Origin of the sequence: Micromonospora sp. WMMC241, from assembly GCF_027460165.1 — a bacterium.
Taxonomy (GTDB): domain Bacteria; phylum Actinomycetota; class Actinomycetes; order Mycobacteriales; family Micromonosporaceae; genus Micromonospora; species Micromonospora humi.
In genome coordinates this window covers 6,598,632-6,612,982 of record NZ_JAPZBF010000001.1, presented here as the reverse complement: position 1 = coordinate 6,612,982, position 14,351 = coordinate 6,598,632, and the positions used below count along the sequence as shown (strand labels likewise).

General features: G+C 72.2%; 13 protein-coding genes. 7 read left to right on the top strand and 6 right to left on the bottom strand.

Translation table 11 applies throughout. The annotated features are described in order from the left end of the window. Positions 1-89 precede the first annotated feature (89 nt). Entirely contained in the window at positions 90-1,526 is a 1,437-nt protein-coding gene (locus O7598_RS30185) for a glycosyltransferase 87 family protein (RefSeq protein WP_269694555.1), read from the top strand. Between the two features lie 13 nt (positions 1,527-1,539). Here O7598_RS30185 and O7598_RS30180 read toward each other — a convergent pair whose 3' ends face one another. From O7598_RS30180 to moaC, 4 genes are read right to left on the bottom strand one after another with little or no spacing between them, the layout of a single operon-like run. Further along, on the bottom strand, positions 1,540-1,971 hold the full coding sequence (locus tag O7598_RS30180) for a molybdenum cofactor biosynthesis protein MoaE (protein WP_269694554.1): 432 nt from the start codon (positions 1,969-1,971) through the stop codon (positions 1,540-1,542). Beyond that, complete coding sequence (locus O7598_RS30175; protein WP_269694553.1) at positions 1,968-3,224, bottom strand: molybdopterin molybdotransferase MoeA; 1,257 nt, start codon at positions 3,222-3,224, stop codon at positions 1,968-1,970. The genes O7598_RS30180 and O7598_RS30175 overlap by 4 nt, the downstream gene beginning before the upstream one ends. Positions 3,225-3,261: 37 nt before the next feature. Then, positions 3,262-3,732 carry a MogA/MoaB family molybdenum cofactor biosynthesis protein gene (locus O7598_RS30170; RefSeq protein WP_269694552.1) on the bottom strand — a complete coding sequence of 157 codons (471 nt, stop codon included), beginning with the start codon at positions 3,730-3,732 and terminating at the stop codon, positions 3,262-3,264. Beyond that, positions 3,729-4,220: a cyclic pyranopterin monophosphate synthase MoaC gene (gene moaC, locus O7598_RS30165; protein WP_269694551.1), complete on the bottom strand. Its 492-nt coding sequence runs from the start codon at positions 4,218-4,220 to the stop codon at positions 3,729-3,731. Before moaC ends, O7598_RS30170 begins: the two co-directional genes overlap by 4 nt. A 590-nt stretch (positions 4,221-4,810) precedes the next feature. Between moaC and O7598_RS30160 the strand changes: the two genes are divergently transcribed. The 5 genes from O7598_RS30160 to O7598_RS30140 all read left to right on the top strand — a co-directional run bounded on the left by O7598_RS30160 (position 4,811) and on the right by O7598_RS30140 (position 10,579). Next, entirely contained in the window at positions 4,811-7,345 is a 2,535-nt protein-coding gene (locus tag O7598_RS30160) for a putative bifunctional diguanylate cyclase/phosphodiesterase (protein WP_269694550.1), read from the top strand. Positions 7,346-7,398: 53 nt separating this feature from the next. After that, positions 7,399-8,754: a glycosyltransferase 87 family protein gene (locus tag O7598_RS30155; RefSeq protein WP_269694549.1), complete on the top strand. Its 1,356-nt coding sequence runs from the start codon at positions 7,399-7,401 to the stop codon at positions 8,752-8,754. Then, the gene (locus O7598_RS30150; RefSeq protein ID WP_269694548.1) at positions 8,751-9,383 is read left to right on the top strand and encodes a phosphoribosyltransferase; all 633 of its coding nucleotides are present in this window, start codon (positions 8,751-8,753) and stop codon (positions 9,381-9,383) included. The genes O7598_RS30155 and O7598_RS30150 overlap by 4 nt, the downstream gene beginning before the upstream one ends. A 23-nt stretch (positions 9,384-9,406) precedes the next feature. After that, positions 9,407-9,802 carry a TFIIB-type zinc ribbon-containing protein gene (locus O7598_RS30145; protein WP_269694547.1) on the top strand — a complete coding sequence of 132 codons (396 nt, stop codon included), beginning with the start codon at positions 9,407-9,409 and terminating at the stop codon, positions 9,800-9,802. A gap of 93 nt (positions 9,803-9,895) precedes the next feature. Continuing rightward, positions 9,896-10,579 carry a maleylpyruvate isomerase N-terminal domain-containing protein gene (locus O7598_RS30140; RefSeq protein WP_269694546.1) on the top strand — a complete coding sequence of 228 codons (684 nt, stop codon included), beginning with the start codon at positions 9,896-9,898 and terminating at the stop codon, positions 10,577-10,579. Between the two features lie 10 nt (positions 10,580-10,589). Here the strand turns inward: O7598_RS30140 and O7598_RS30135 are convergent, their stop codons facing one another. Next, positions 10,590-10,877, bottom strand: a complete 288-nt coding sequence (locus O7598_RS30135) for a hypothetical protein (protein WP_269694545.1) — start codon at positions 10,875-10,877, stop codon at positions 10,590-10,592. Positions 10,878-10,965: 88 nt separating this feature from the next. Between O7598_RS30135 and O7598_RS30130 the strand changes: the two genes are divergently transcribed. Further along, positions 10,966-11,157, top strand: a complete 192-nt coding sequence (locus O7598_RS30130) for a hypothetical protein (protein WP_332367397.1) — start codon at positions 10,966-10,968, stop codon at positions 11,155-11,157. Between the two features lie 113 nt (positions 11,158-11,270). Here the strand turns inward: O7598_RS30130 and dnaB are convergent, their stop codons facing one another. Beyond that, positions 11,271-14,198, bottom strand: a complete 2,928-nt coding sequence (gene dnaB / locus O7598_RS30125) for a replicative DNA helicase (protein ID WP_269694544.1) — start codon at positions 14,196-14,198, stop codon at positions 11,271-11,273. Between the last annotated feature and the right edge of the window lie 153 nt (positions 14,199-14,351).

Sequence of the window (14,351 nt, the reverse complement as noted above, 5' to 3'; positions counted from 1 at the left end):
ACGCGGGAGGCAGCATCGTGAGGCGCCGTTCTAGGCTCCGTTCTGGACCTGGACGGGCACGACGATCTTGGTACGGGGGTGGCCACGCCATGCCGACGACAGTCGGTAGACGGACCAACCGCCTCGCCCCGGCCCCCCGCGTCGTCCTCGGCGTCGACCAACGGATCGCGGTGCGCATCGGCATCGTGGCCGCCGTGTCGTACGCGGCCTGGCTCGCCATCGGCGCCTTCGGCCGGCCGTACAACTTCTTCGACATGAAGATCTACCACGGCGCCGTGGTGTGGTGGGCGAGCGGCAACGAGCTGTACGACTTCGTCGCCCCCTCGACGACCCTCGGTTTCACCTACCCGCCCTTCGCCGGCCTGGTGATGCTGCCCATGTCCTGGCTGCCGGTGGACGGTGCCGGGTTCGTCAACGCACTGGCCAGCATCGGCGCGCTCGCCGTGGTGCTGGCGGCGTTGCTGCGTCCCATCGTGGACCGGCTCGGCTGGTCGCTCTGGTTCACCGTCGGCATCGCCACCCCGCTCGCCGTGGCGATCGAGCCGTCCCGGGAGACGCTCGGCTACGGCCAGGTCAACCTGCTGCTCTTCGCGTTGATCATGACGGATCTCGTCGGTCTGCGCTGGCGGGCCAAGCGCGGCACCCACCACGAGACCGCCGAGACGCCGCTGGCCCGCTTCCTCTTCAGCGGCGCCTGGGCGGGGGTCGGCATCGGTCTCGCCACCGCCGTGAAGCTCACCCCGGCGCTGTTCATCGCTTACCTGATGCTCACCCGGCAGTGGCGTGCCGCGTGGATCGCGGTCGCCACGGCGGTCGGCGTCACGCTCGCGACGTTCGGCGCGGTCGGCGCGGAGTCCCGCACCTACTTCACCGACGTGCTGTGGCAGACCGAGCGGGTCGGTGCCGCCGACATGACCGCCAACCAGTCCCTCGCCGGTCTGCTGGCCCGGCTCTACGACTCGATCGAGACGCCCGGGCTGCTCTGGCTCGCCTTCTCGGTGCTGATGCTGGCGCTGGGCCTGTCCCGGGCGATCAGCGCCCGCGGCGACGGCGACGAGCTGACCGCGTTCACGCTGGTCGGGCTCACCGCCAACGTGATCAGCCCGATCTCGTGGTCGCATCACCTGGTCTGGGTGATCCCGGCGATCGTGGTGCTGGCCGACGCCGCGGTGCGCCGCCGCGACGCCAGCCGGGGCCTGCCGCTGCGCGGCACCGTGTCGCCCGCGACGAACGGCGTGCCCACGTTGCGCCCGCCGATCTGGTATCCCACGCTGACCGGGTTCCGGCACGCGGCCGGTGCGCTCGGGCTCTATCTGCTGTTCCTGATCTCACCGATCTGGCCGTACGAGCACCAGCTCCCCGAGGTGTCCCACTACCAGGACGGCCTGTTCGGCGCGCTGATGGAGAACTCCCTGGCCATCGCGCTGATCGTGCTGGTCGCCGCGCTGCCCTGGCGGCCCGGCGCCGAACCGGCGTTCTATTCCGACCGGCTGGCCCGCACCGCCCAGCTCGCCGCCCGCCGCTGAGCGGCGGCCCCGCTCAGGGGCAGTTCACCCACTCCTCGGAGCCGTCGTCGAAGACCTGCCGCTTCCAGATCGGCAGCCGCGCCTTGACCTCGTCGACCAGCCGCGCGCAGGCCGCGAACGCCGCCGCCCGGTGCGCGGTGCTGACCGCCGCGACCAGCGCCACGTCGCCGATCTCCAGCGGGCCGATGCGGTGCGACACCGCCACCGCGTGGACCGCCGGGTCGGCGGCGATCTCGGCCGCGACCTCGCGCAGCACCGCCTCGGCGCTGGGGTGGCCCTCGTATTCCAGCCGGGTGACCGCCCGCCCGTGGTCGTGGTCGCGGACCACGCCCTGGAAGGAGACCACCGCGCCGGCCCGGCGGTCGGCGACCGCCGCCTCGTGCGCGGCCAGGTCGAGCGGCCGGTCGGTGACCGCGCCGAGCACCACACGCGTTTCCATGGTCATTGACGCTCTCCCGGGGCCAGGGGCAGGGGTACGAGCGGCACCCGGTCGCCCACCGCGCCGCTGGTGCCGGGACGGATCACCGCGAAGCCGTCCGCGCCGGCCAGGCCACGCAGCATCGCCGAGCCGACGTGCCGCACCGGGTGCGCGGTGCCGGCGACCCGGTCCCAGCGGGCCAGCGCGAGGTGGGTGTGATCGCCGCGCCCCGGAACCGGCTCGGCCAGGGTGACCTGCGGCAGCACCGGCATCGGCCGGCCGGTGAGACCGGCCAGCAGCGGGGCGACCAGGGAGACCAGGGCCACCACGGCGGACTGCGGGTTGCCCGGCAGGCCGGCCACGAAGCGCACCCGGCCGTCGCCGTCGACCAGCCGGGCAAGCAGCATCGGGAAGCCGGGGCGCACCGCCACGGTGTTGACCACGTAGTCGGCGCCGAGCGCCTCCAGCGTCGGGTGCAGGTGGTCGACCGGACCGTGCATGGTGCCGCCGGTGGTGCAGACCAGGTCGGCGTTGGCGAGCGCGCCGCGCAGCGCCGCGACGTGCGCGGGCAGGGTGTCGGCGACCGGCCCGACCACGTCGCCGGCCCGCACCTGGCAGCCGTAGCGGCGCAGCCAGGCCGGCACCGAGGGGCCGAGCGCGTCACGCACCCGGCCGGCGCCCGGCGCACCCGAGGTGAGCAGTTCGTCGCCGAAGACCAGCAGCGCGGCCCGGGGCGCGCGGCGGACCCGCAGGGTGTCGTGCCCGCAGGAGGCGGCCAGGCCGATCACCGCCGGATCCACCGGCGTGCCGGCGGGCAACAACTCCTCACCGAGGTGCGCCTCCTCGCCGGGCTCGCGCCACTCCGGCTGCGACCGTGGTGTGCCGGCCACCCGGCCGTCCGCCGCCCGGGTCGACTCCTCGATCCGCAGGATCGCGGTCGTGCCGGCGGGGACCATCGCACCCGTGGCGATCTCGACGGTGGTGCCGTCGGCCGCCAGCGGGGAGGCGGTGTGCCCGGCGAGCACCCGGCCGACCACCTGCCACGGGCCGGCCCCGCGCACCGCCCAGCCGTCCACGCTGGAGGTGGGGAACGCCGGCAGGTCGGTGCGCGTGGTCAGCGGCTCGACCAGGGTGTGCCCGTCGGTGTCGGCCAGTGGCCGGGCGACCGCGGGGAGCGCGGCGGAGAGCCCGACCGCGTACACCCGGGAGCGGGCCTCTTCCCACCCGGCCGGCGGGGGCGTGCCCACCTCGGCCGCGGCGGCTTCGGTTTCCGTGCTCATCCGGCGAGCCTAACGCCGGTGCACGCCGTCCGCGGGCTCAGTGGTCGCCGCCGCGAAGCTGGTCGACCGCGTGCCGCAGGATCGGCCCGAGCACGGCCAGCCCGTCCCGCGCCCCGCCGCGCGAGCCCGGCAGGTTGACCACGAGCATCCGGCCGGTGACCCCGGCCCGGCCCCGGGAGAGCGCGGCGGTGGGCACCGCGCCGCGGCTGTGTGCCCGAATCGCCTCGGCGATGCCCGGGATCTCGTAGTCGAGCAGCGCGCCGGTCACCTCGGGGGTGCGATCGGTCGGGCTGATGCCGGTGCCGCCACTGGTCAGCACCACGTCGACCCCCTCGTCCCGGGCGGTGCGCAGGGCGTCACCGACCGGGTCGCCGTCGGGCACCACCACCGGCGCGTCGACCGTGCAGCCCAACTCCCGCAGGCCGGCGACGAGCAGCGGGCCGCTGGTGTCCTCGTAGACCCCGGCGGCAGCGCGGTTGGAGGCCACGACCACCCGGGCGCGGATCACGGCCGGTCCTCCGGCCGGACCCACTCACCGGTCTTTCCGCCGGACTTGCGGAGCACCCGGACCGCGTCCACCGACGCGGCCGGGTCGACGGCCTTCACCATGTCGACCAGGGCGAGCCCGGCGACGGCCACCGCGGTCAGCGCCTCCATCTCCACGCCGGTGCGGTCGGCCGTCCGCGCGGTGGCGGTGATCTCCACGGTGTCGGCGGTGAGTTGCAGGTCGACCGCGACGCCGTGCAGGGCGATGGGGTGGCAGAGCGGGATCAGGTCGGGGGTGCGCTTGGCCCCCATGATCCCGGCGAGCCGCCCGACCGCGAGCGCGTCACCCTTGGGCAGACCGTCGCGGCGCAGCAGGTCGACCACCTCGGCGGTGGTGCGGAGCCGGCCGGCCGCGATCGCGAGCCGGCCGGAGACCGGCTTGGCGGAGACGTCGACCATCCGGGCCGCGCCGGCCGGATCGACGTGGGTGAGCTGCGCGGGTTCGGTCACGGTCCGACCCTATCCGCCGGGTACGACGACCGGGGCGGCGCTGACCAATTCGGACCGAACACACCGGTCGACCCGGCCTTTCAGAGTCGGCCAACGGGTAGGGAATTTGCACCGATTCCGGCCACGTCGCCGAATCTTCTCGGCGCCTACCTCACCCCTACCGGGGCCTGCCTTCGGGGTACCTTCCCCTGAATCGGAGCCGAAGCCGACTGAAGTGCGGATGAGATGTGGCCGGGTTGCGGTGAGACTGATGAAGCGCTCCGGCAGAGCAGGTGGCGGAGGTCGCGGTCCGCAATGGACTCGGCACGGAAAGGAAAGGAGTAGACGCGCTCCGCACACTTCTGCAAACGGAAAGTTGCGAAAAGCCAACCTATTCGCGCATATTGCATATAGTTACATATTTGCCTTCTAAACGCCATGTTCCTGACCTAATCTCTTTTTCGTCAGAAGATGCGCCGGAGAATATCGGGCGCCGATGATCGAAGGAGGCAGGAACATGCGTGGGACCGACTGGAACTGAAGGCTGAACCAGCATCACAGGGCGTCCGAGGTAGGCTCTTGCCACAGCCGGCGCAGCACCTGGGAGCGGCGTGAACTCTTCCCAGCGACGCGAGATCGAGACCGACAGGCGGCTACGGCTGCTGGTCGGTCTCGTCGTCGTGGCGGCTGCGGTGGTGGTGCTGACCTCACTTCCCGGCGCACTCGTCGACGCGCTTCCCACCTCCGCCTACGACGTCGCCATCCTGGTGATGCTGACGTTCATGATCACGGCCGGCACCCTGGTGAAGGCCCGCATCCGGATTCGATCCACCACCCAGTCCATCAGTTGGAACGAGACCGCCATCGTCGTCGGCGCCGCGGTCATCCCGTTGCCCTGGGTGGTGCTGTGCACCGTGGTCGGCATCGCGTTCGCCTCGCTCCAACTGCCCCCGATCAAGATCGCATTCGGCATCGGCAAGAACGTCCTGGTGGCCTACGGCGCGGGTCTCACCCTCACGCTCCTGCACTGGACGTGGCCCCCGCCCCACCCGCTGGAGATGCTCGCGCCGCTCGGCATCGCCTATCTGGCCGTCGCGGTCATCGACGACCTGCTCGCCATCCCGGTCATCGCGCTCGCCTCCGGCACCCGGGTACGTCGACAGTTCCTCACCAATCTCGACCTGCGCATAGCGGGCTTCGTGGTGCGCTTCGTGGTCGCCGTGTGCACCCTGGCGATCCTGTCGATCGACCCCCGCCTGCTGCTCGCCGTGCCACCCCTGGTGCTCAGCCTGCACCTGGCCTACTCCACCCGGATCCGCACCCGCACCGAGCAGCAGGCCTGGCAGCGGCTCGCCCGCGCCACCGACGCGCTCAACGTCGTCGACCTCGACCAGGTGCTGACCACCGCCGTCACCGAGGCCGCCGAACTCTTCTCCGCCGACGAGGTGGAGATCGAGCTGCGTGAGGGCGGACGGACCGTACGCGGCGGCACGGCCGGCATCGCCTACGACGGGACCGCGCCGCAGCCCAGCGAGACCGACGGCCGGATCGTGCCCGTCTCGCTGGAAGGACACGACCGCACCGGGAACATCGGCGAGCTGCGGCTCCGCTTCGCCGGGCCGGTCGAGCTGTCCGAACGCGAGCAGTACACCCTGCGTACCTTCGCCTCCGCCCTGTGCACCGCGGTCCGCAACGCCCAGGCGTACGCCGAACTCGCCCGCATCGCCGACGACCACGCCTACGCCGCCACCCACGACGCCCTCACCGGCCTGTCCAACCGCCGCCACCTGCTGGACGAGGGCACCGCCCAGCTCACCACCCGGCACGCCGAGGGCGTCACCGCCCTGGTGCTGATCGACCTCAACCACTTCAAAGAGGTCAACGACACGCTCGGGCACGGCGCCGGCGACCAGGTGCTCATCCAGGTCGCCGGGCGACTGCGCGACGCGGCCCGCCCCGACGACCTGGTCGCCCGGCTCGGCGGCGACGAGTTCGCCGTGCTCCTGCGCGGCCTGCCCGCCCCGGCGGTCGCCGCGCACCGCGCCGAGACCCTGCTCGCCGCCCTGCACGACCCGCTCGACCTGGACGGCATGCGGATCAGCGTGGAAGCCAGCGGAGGCATCGCCGCGGCCCCCGCCACCGGCGGGATGGCCGAACTGCTCCGCCGCGCCGACGTAGCCATGTACCAGGCCAAACGCGCCGGCCAGCGGACCGCCACCTACGCGGCGACCCGCGACACCGCCGACCTGAACCGGCTCACCCTCGGCGGGGAACTGCCCCGGGCCGTCGCCGACCACGAGTTCACCGTCAACTTCCAGCCCATCGTCGACCTGGGCAGCGGCCAGGTCGTCGGCGCCGAGGCGCTGGCCCGCTGGCACCACCCCACCCACGGGCTGATCGACCCGCTGCGCTTCCTCGAAGCGGTGGAACGCTCCGGGCTGCTGCCCGCGTTCGCCGAAGCAATCCTCGACCAGGCGCTGATCGCCGCCGGGTCCTGGCACGACGCCGGCTTCGACCTGCCCGTCTCGGTGAACGTGTCACCCCGCAGCCTCCTCGACGCCCGCTTCCCCGGCGCCGTGCTGGCCCGGCTGCGCGCCCACGACCTGCCGCCGGACCGGCTCGTGCTGGAACTCACCGAGACGCTCACCCTCAGCCAGCTCGACGTGGTCGACCGGGTGCTCAGCCGGCTCCGCGACTCCGGGGTCCGGCTGGCCCTCGACGACTTCGGCACCGGCTACTCGTCGCTCTCGCTGCTCTCCCGCATCCCGGTCCACGAACTCAAGATCGACCGCAGTTTCGTCACCGCCATGGAAACCTCCCCCGAGGCCGCCGCCGTCATCCGCTCCACCCTCGACCTGGGCCGCAGCCTCGACCTCACCGTGGTCGCCGAGGGGGTGGAGAGCGAACCGCAACGCCGCGCGCTCTGGGAACTGGGCTGCGCCGCCGGCCAGGGCCACCTGTTCGCCCGGCCCCTGCCCGCCGGCGCGCTGCTCGCCGCCCTGCACCGCGGTGCCGGCGGCCGGCCCGGCGCCCTCGCCCGGCCCCTGCACGACGCCGGCGCGGTCATCCGCCTGCCCGGCCGCCGCGCCGGCGGCGCCCGCAACCGCCCCAACCCACCCGCCGCCACCGACGCCCGGCACCCCTGACCGCCCGGCCCGACCGGACCGGGCCACCTCCCCGGTCTGCCAGACTGGCCCGCGTGACCGCCCACGCCGACCCGGCCAGCCCCGCCACCCGCCGCTGGTCGGCGCTCGACACCGCCGCCGGCGGGCTCGCTCTCGACCTGACCCTCTACGCCGCCGCCACCGTCTTCGCCGCGATCACCGCCGCCACCTCCACGCTGCCACCGCACCGCGCGTGGGGAGCGGTCGCCACCATCGGGTACGCCCTCGCCACGCTCGCCGCGACCACCCAGCTCCTCGCCCGCCGCCGCGACCCCGGCACACCGCTGGCCGGGGTGCCCGCCCGCTGGGCCGTCACCGGCCTCACCTGGGCCACCAGCGCGCTGCTGCCGGTCGTCACGCAGAGCGTCCAACGGGCCGCCGGGCGCGCCGACCGTGCCCAGGAGGAGGTGGTCGTGGTCGAACACGCCGGCATCCGCCTCGCCGAACACGGCACCCCCTACCTCGGGCCGGACGCGATCGCCGCCCTGCCGCCCGGGGAGCAGCTCCTCGGCTACACCCCCTACCAACCGGGCATGGCGCTGTTCGGGCTGCCCCGGGCCGCGACCGACGCCTGGTGGACCGACGCCCGCGTCTGGTTCGCGGTGGCCACCGCGCTCGCCCTCGCCGCCCTGGTCACCACGCTGCGCACCACCACCGGCCCGGACTCGCCCCGCCGCGACGCCGCGCTGCTGCGCGCCGTCCAGGCCGCCACCGTCCTGCCCGTCTCCGCGCTCACGCTCGCCACCGGCGGCGACGACCTGCCCGTACTCGCGCTCTGCCTGCTCGCCCTCGCCCTCGCCGCCGCCGGCCGGCCCGGCCGCGCCGGCCTCGCCGTCGGCGCCGCCGGCGCCCTGAAACTCTTCGCCCTGCCGGTCGCGATCGTGCTGATCTGCTGGGCCGCCACCCGACGGGCCGGCACCCGCACCGCGCTGGGCGCGCTCGGCCTGCCCGTCCTCGCCCTGCTCCCGGTGCTGCTCGTCGACTCCGACGCCCTGGTCGAGAACGTGCTGCGCTTCCCCCTCGGCCACGGCCTGGTCACCAGCCCCGCCCAGTCCCCGTTCCCCGGCCACCTGATCGCCGAGACGCTCCCCGCCGGCCGGGTGGTCGCCGCCGCGCTGCTCGTCGCGGTCGGCGTGGCGATCGCCGTCCGGCTGCTGCGCCGCCCGCCCCGCACGGCCGCCACCGCCGCCGCCCTCTGCGGGTACGGGCTGCTCGCCGCGATCCTGCTGATGCCCTCCACCCGCTTCGGCTACCTGCTCTACCCGGTCGCCCTGCTCCTGCTCGCCCCGGCGCTGGCGCTCGCCGAATCCCCGGCCCGGGACACCGGCCGGCCGACATTCCCGCCAACCGCCCGGCGCGAGGCGGCGGAAAGGCGTACACCTGAGGCATGACCACCTACCGCGACCGGGCGGAGGCCGGACGGGACCTCGCCGAGCACCTCACCGACCTCGCCGGCCGACCCGACGTCATCGTCCTCGGTCTGGTCCGGGGTGGCGTACCCGTCGCCCGGGTGGTCGCCGACCGCCTCAACGCCCCCCTCGACGTGCTGGTCGTCCGCAAGCTCGGCGTGCCCTGGGCGCCCGAGGTGGCCTACGGGGCGCTCGGCCCCGGCGGCGTTCAGGTCCTCAACGACGTGGTCGCCGACCGGATCAGCGAGAACGACCGCGCCCAGGTCCGCCGCCGCGAACAGGCCGAACTGGAACGCCGCGAACAGCGCTACCGCGACGGTCGTCCGCCCCTGGACCTGACCGGCCGCACCGCAGTCGTCGTCGACGACGGGCTCGCCACCGGCGCCACCGCCCGCGCCGCCGTCCAGGTCGCCCGTCACCTCGGCGCCGCCCGCGTGCTGGTCGCCGTCCCGGTCGGCTCCCCGCAGGCGTACGAGATGCTCGCCGCCACCGCCGACACGGTGGTGAGCAGCCAACTCCCGCCCGACTTCGCCGCCGTGGGCGCCTACTACGACGACTTCCACGAGGTCTCCGACGACGAGGTGACGCACGCGCTGACCGCCACCGCGTGAAATCACCCGGTACCGTCGATGGCATGCAGCTCATCTGTCCCAAATGCCGTGCCGAGATGCGCCAGTACGAGCGCAGCGGAGTGATCATCGACCAGTGCGGCGAATGCCGCGGCATCTTCCTCGACCGGGGCGAACTCGAGAAGCTGTTCGACGCCGAGGCGAACTGGAACCGGCAGCACGGCGGCACCCCGCAGGCCGCGCCCGCCGGAGCCGGCTACCCGCCGCCGCCGCCTCCACCGCCCGCCGCCGCCCCGCACCAGCCCGGTTACGGCGCCGTCCCCCCGCCCCCGCCTCCGCCGCCGCCCGGCCACGGCTATGCACAGCCCGCGTACGGCCACGGGCAGCAGCAGCACTACGGCTACCACGGTCACTACCGCAAGAAGAAGAAGCACGGCTTCCTCGGCGAACTGTTCGACTGAGGTGTAAGGAGGGGCCCCTTGTTAACGCCTGGACGATAGCAGGGGCCCCCTCCTACCCATGCCGACCGGCGCGCGCCGTGGCAGGCTGCCCCCATGAGCCCGATCCGGCAGCACGAGGCGCTGGCCCAGGCGTACGACGGCATCACCGCCGTCGTCACCCCGCTCGACGACGCCGGCCTGCAACGAGCCACCCGCTGCCAGGGCTGGCTCGTCGCCGACCTGCTCTTCCACGTGCTCTGCGACGCCCAGCGCGCGCTCGTGGCCCTGGCCAGCCCGGTGCCCGGCCCCGCCGACGTGGACGACGTGAGCTACTGGCGGGCGTTCACCCCCGGCGGTGACGACGAGGCCGACGCCAAGCACGCGTGGTGGGCCCGCCGCTCGGCCGCCGCCTTCGACCGGCCCACCGGCCTGGTCCGGATCTGGTCCGACACCGCCCCGGCCGCCGCCCGCGCGGCCGCCGCCGCGGACCCCGACGGGTACGTGACCACCCAGGGGCACGTGCTGCGCGTACCCGATCTGCTCGCCACCCTGACCACCGAGGCGGTCGTGCACCACCTCGACCTGGTGGTGGACCTGCCGGACGCGCCGCGGCCGGCGGCGGCCCCGACCCGGGTGGCGGTGACCACGATGGACGGGCTGCTGCCCGACGAGGCGGTGCGCCCGGCCGGGTGGGACGACCACGAATATCTGCTCAAGGCCACCGGACGGGTGCCGCTGACCGACCGGGACCGGTTCGAGCTGGGCGAGGCGGCGGGCTGGTTCCCGCTGCTCGGCTGACCCTCCTTGATCATCGGAGCGGCGGGCGGGCGGTCCAGCCGATGAAGCGGTCGAACAGCTCCTGCGGTTCCGGGTTCTGCTTCAGCAGGTCGGCGGTGGCGTCGAACAGGCAGGTCGCCATGTAGATCGACAGGGCGACGCGGTCGCGCCGGTAGTCCATCAGCAGCAACAGGCGGGCTGGCTGGCAGGGCCAGGGGCTCGCGCAGGCCCGGCAGAGCCAACGCGGTCGCATCGGCGTGTGCGGCCGGATGGCCCGGCGACCGCGATCGGGTACGGGAGAGGCCTTCGGCGCGCTCATCCCTCGATCGTGCTCGCGTTGTTAGCGATCGTCAACCCCTATCGCTGTTATCGACCGTCGAAAAATCGGCGGTACCTACCGTCAAGACGTGATCGAGTTCGTGGGAATCGCCGAGATCCGAGACATGCTCGGCGGCGTCTCGCGCGCCCGCGCGTCGGTGGTCGCCTCCCGGCGCGACTTCCCGGCCCCGTATCAGGTGCTCAAGATGGGCCAGATCTGGCGGAAGTCGGACGTCGAGAAGTGGGTCCGGGAGCACCGACCGGAACTGTCGTCCGACTGAGCCGCCGATCATGGGGTTGTGGCACCTCCGATATCGGCCGCAACCCGACATACCAGGGCGCCACAACTCCTAGATCGACGCGATCGTCAGAGATCTTGGAGCGAGACGGGCACTCAGACGATGGCCATGTCCACGAAGCGCGACAGGTGCAACTGGGCCGCGACCGTCACCGTGTCGGTAGGCCCATTTCGGTGCTTGGCGATGATGAAGTCGGCCTCTCCGGCCCGCGGCGACTCCTTGTCGTAGTAGTCGTCACGGTGCAAAAGGATAACAACGTCCGCATCCTGCTCAATAGAGCCAGATTCACGCAAATCGGACAACTGGGGTCGCTTGTCCGTGCGCTGCTCAGGGCCACGGTTTAGCTGACTCACCGCGATCACCGGGCACTCGACCTCCTTGGCCAGCAGCTTCAGGCCACGGGAGAGGTCGGCGACCTCCTGCTGCCGGCTCTCGGTGCGCTTCGGCGAGGTCATCAGCTGGAGATAGTCGACCACGATCAGCTTCAGGTCGTGCCTCTGCTTCAACCGGCGCGCCTTCGCCCGGATCTCCATCAGGTTCATGCTCGGCGTGTCGTCGACGAAGAGCGGGGCCTCGCTGATCTCGCCCATGCAGCGGGCCAGCTTGGTCCAGTCGTCGTCGGAGAGCTGCCCGCTGCGTAGCACGTGCAGCGGCACCCGCGCCTCGGCCGAGAGCAGTCGCATGACGATCTCGACCTTGCTCATCTCCAGCGAGAAGATCGCCGCGGCCTGGTTGGCGCGAATGGCTGCGTTCCGGGCGAAGTCCATGCTGGCCGTGCTGTTGTGGGTCGGGATCATCGAACGGCCGGCAAGATACAAGTGGTCGTCGTTGTCTACGGTCACGCAACGAACTGGGACACTCGGGGTGGGCCGCACATCCACGATGTATCGCTGCCCGGTGCGGACGGTGCTGTTGGATCGCCGGCGCTGGCGGTGCAGGTCCCGCTTTCGCCCCAACCTGAACACCTCGTCCGTGGTCGTGAAATTGAGGTTGTATGCCACCGACGACTCCGGTGTCCGCCCTTTAACCGGCTTGCGTGAGATGGAGCACCGGTACCCGAGGCTGACGATCAGTTCCCGGACTTCCTCGGCGAGACGGGCCGACGTGCTCGTGAACTGGACGTTTCCGCTGCTGGTGACGGTGCCGTCTGTGTCGAGTAGACCTGCGAGCAGCGCCCGCCGCTGGGCCTCGGATGCGCGCAGGTACGCCGCAGGAATGTGCTTGTTCCCGAGGACGCCTGCGGTCCGCAGCAACGCCGTAAACGAGCCTTGTGTAGACCTGCATGCCTGGCAGAGACGCGACGGGGCCGACGCGTACGTGAACGGGGTGCCGCAGGAATAGCAGTGCCCTCGGTCGGCTCCTTTGACCAGCCCTCTCGACTTGCCACCACACGACCGACCGCACGCCCAAACCCCCGGGCCTCGCGGCGTGAACCGAGTGCCACAGACGATGCAGTCCCGGTCTGGCACTGACGGGAGCTTCGGGGTTTTGATGCCGTAATGGAACCGGGCGGCCGTCGGCTGTACCGCGTAGCCGTCTGCCTCGATGAACGACACGATCTCCGGGTCAGCCGTTGTGAAGGAGGCGCCTGCGGTGGTTCCGTCACCCAACCACGCGCCAAGCGTGTACGGCGCGACTGGTAGGTCCCGGGGTGGGAGGGTGAGCGGACTGGCATTGCCAACGGCGTGGTTGAACCGCCCATCGGTGGGATGCCGCAGCGTGGCCGCGATGTGCGCCGTGGTCACCGCGCCGTCATGCTTCGCGGTCGTCTCGGCGTTCATCCGCCGGCTTACCCGGTCGTGCAGCGTCGCGAGCAGCGCGTGAGCGGAGTAGGCGTCGATGCTGCGGCGCCACGGCTTGCCATGTCGCGTGTACTCCCGCGTGACCTTGCCGGCCCTCCCGACCTGGGCCGCGACAACGTGCAGGACGCTCCGAAACTGGTCGCCAGCGATCTCGACTGCGTCACCGTACGTGATGAGCCGATCGGGAAGCGCAATGAAGGCTTGGTGGGTAGCTGCGGTAGCAGTCCGCGCAGCCTCACTCCACTGGTAAGTCGGTCGGATCTCCGCACGCTGGCGACGTGAAGCGCGGGTAGTCGTCTTCCACAGGTGCTCGGCGTCCGCCACGATGACCGAGCCGTCGGAAAACTCGACCTCGTAGCAGGGGCGATCATGCATCACTTCGAACGCGTTGGTGATGGTGGTCGGTCGCCCATCCGCGCCGAGAAGCTGATCACCGACTCTGACCTCACCCATCGTTGTCCACCCGGTGGGCGTAGGTAGCGGCGTGTCCAACGCCAGCGCCTTTCCGAGACCCGGTCGGCCGGCCACGATGATCAATTGACCCGCGTGCAGGCCGTTGAGCAGGCGGTCGAGGTCGGTGAAGCCGGTCGGCACGCCGGTCATCATGCCGCCCTGGGCACCGACCGCCTCGATCTCGTCCAGCGTCGGCTGGAGCATGTCGGCCAGGATCGCGAAGTCCTCGCTGACCCGCTTCTCGGTGATCTCGTAGACGGCCTGCTGGGCGAGGTCGACGATGTCGTCCACGTCGCGGCTGCCGCTCGGGCCGGTGCCGTAGCCGAGCTGCACGATCCGGGTGCCGGCCTCGACCAGCCGGCGGAGCACGGCCCGCTCGCCGACGATGCGGGCGTAGTAGGCCGCGTTGGCGGCGGTGGGCACGCTGGCGATCAGCGTGTGCAGGTAGGGCGCGCCGCCGACGCGGGCGAGGTCGCCGGAGTCGGCCAGCGCCGCCGCCACGGTGATCGGGTCGGCGGGCTCACCGCGACCGTAGATGTCGAGGATCGCGTCGAAGACGGTGGCGTGCACCGGGCGGTAGAAGTCGTTGGTCTTGAGGATCTCCACGACGTCCGCGATGGCGTCCTTGGAGAGCAGCATGCCGCCGAGGACGCACTGCTCGGCGGCGACGTCCTGGGGTGGGGTCTTCTCGAAGGACGCGTCCCGGCGCGGCGGCTCGGACGGTTGTCCCCCGGTGCGTTCCGCGCGCGTCTCGTCGGTGACCGACACGGGTCCCCCCTTGCTGCGTCGGATCGAGTCCAGCTCTATCGCCGGGGTATGACAACTTCCGCCGACCCTCCGGTCGATCGGGGGTCATCGCCCGGCGGTCGCTGGCCACGATACGGAACCCGAGGTCAGCCACCAACAGGGCCGGTGGACGAG

Coding starts and splice junctions, on each gene's coding strand:
- O7598_RS30185 (WP_269694555.1), top strand. CDS start 90: ATGCCGACGACAGTCGGTAGACGGACCAACCGCCTCGCCCCGGCCCCC.
- O7598_RS30180 (WP_269694554.1), bottom strand. CDS start 1,971: ATGACCATGGAAACGCGTGTGGTGCTCGGCGCGGTCACCGACCGGCCG.
- O7598_RS30175 (WP_269694553.1), bottom strand. CDS start 3,224: ATGAGCACGGAAACCGAAGCCGCCGCGGCCGAGGTGGGCACGCCCCCG.
- O7598_RS30150 (WP_269694548.1), top strand. CDS start 8,751: ATGACCACCTACCGCGACCGGGCGGAGGCCGGACGGGACCTCGCCGAG.
- O7598_RS30145 (WP_269694547.1), top strand. CDS start 9,407: ATGCAGCTCATCTGTCCCAAATGCCGTGCCGAGATGCGCCAGTACGAG.
- O7598_RS30140 (WP_269694546.1), top strand. CDS start 9,896: ATGAGCCCGATCCGGCAGCACGAGGCGCTGGCCCAGGCGTACGACGGC.
- O7598_RS30135 (WP_269694545.1), bottom strand. CDS start 10,877: ATGAGCGCGCCGAAGGCCTCTCCCGTACCCGATCGCGGTCGCCGGGCC.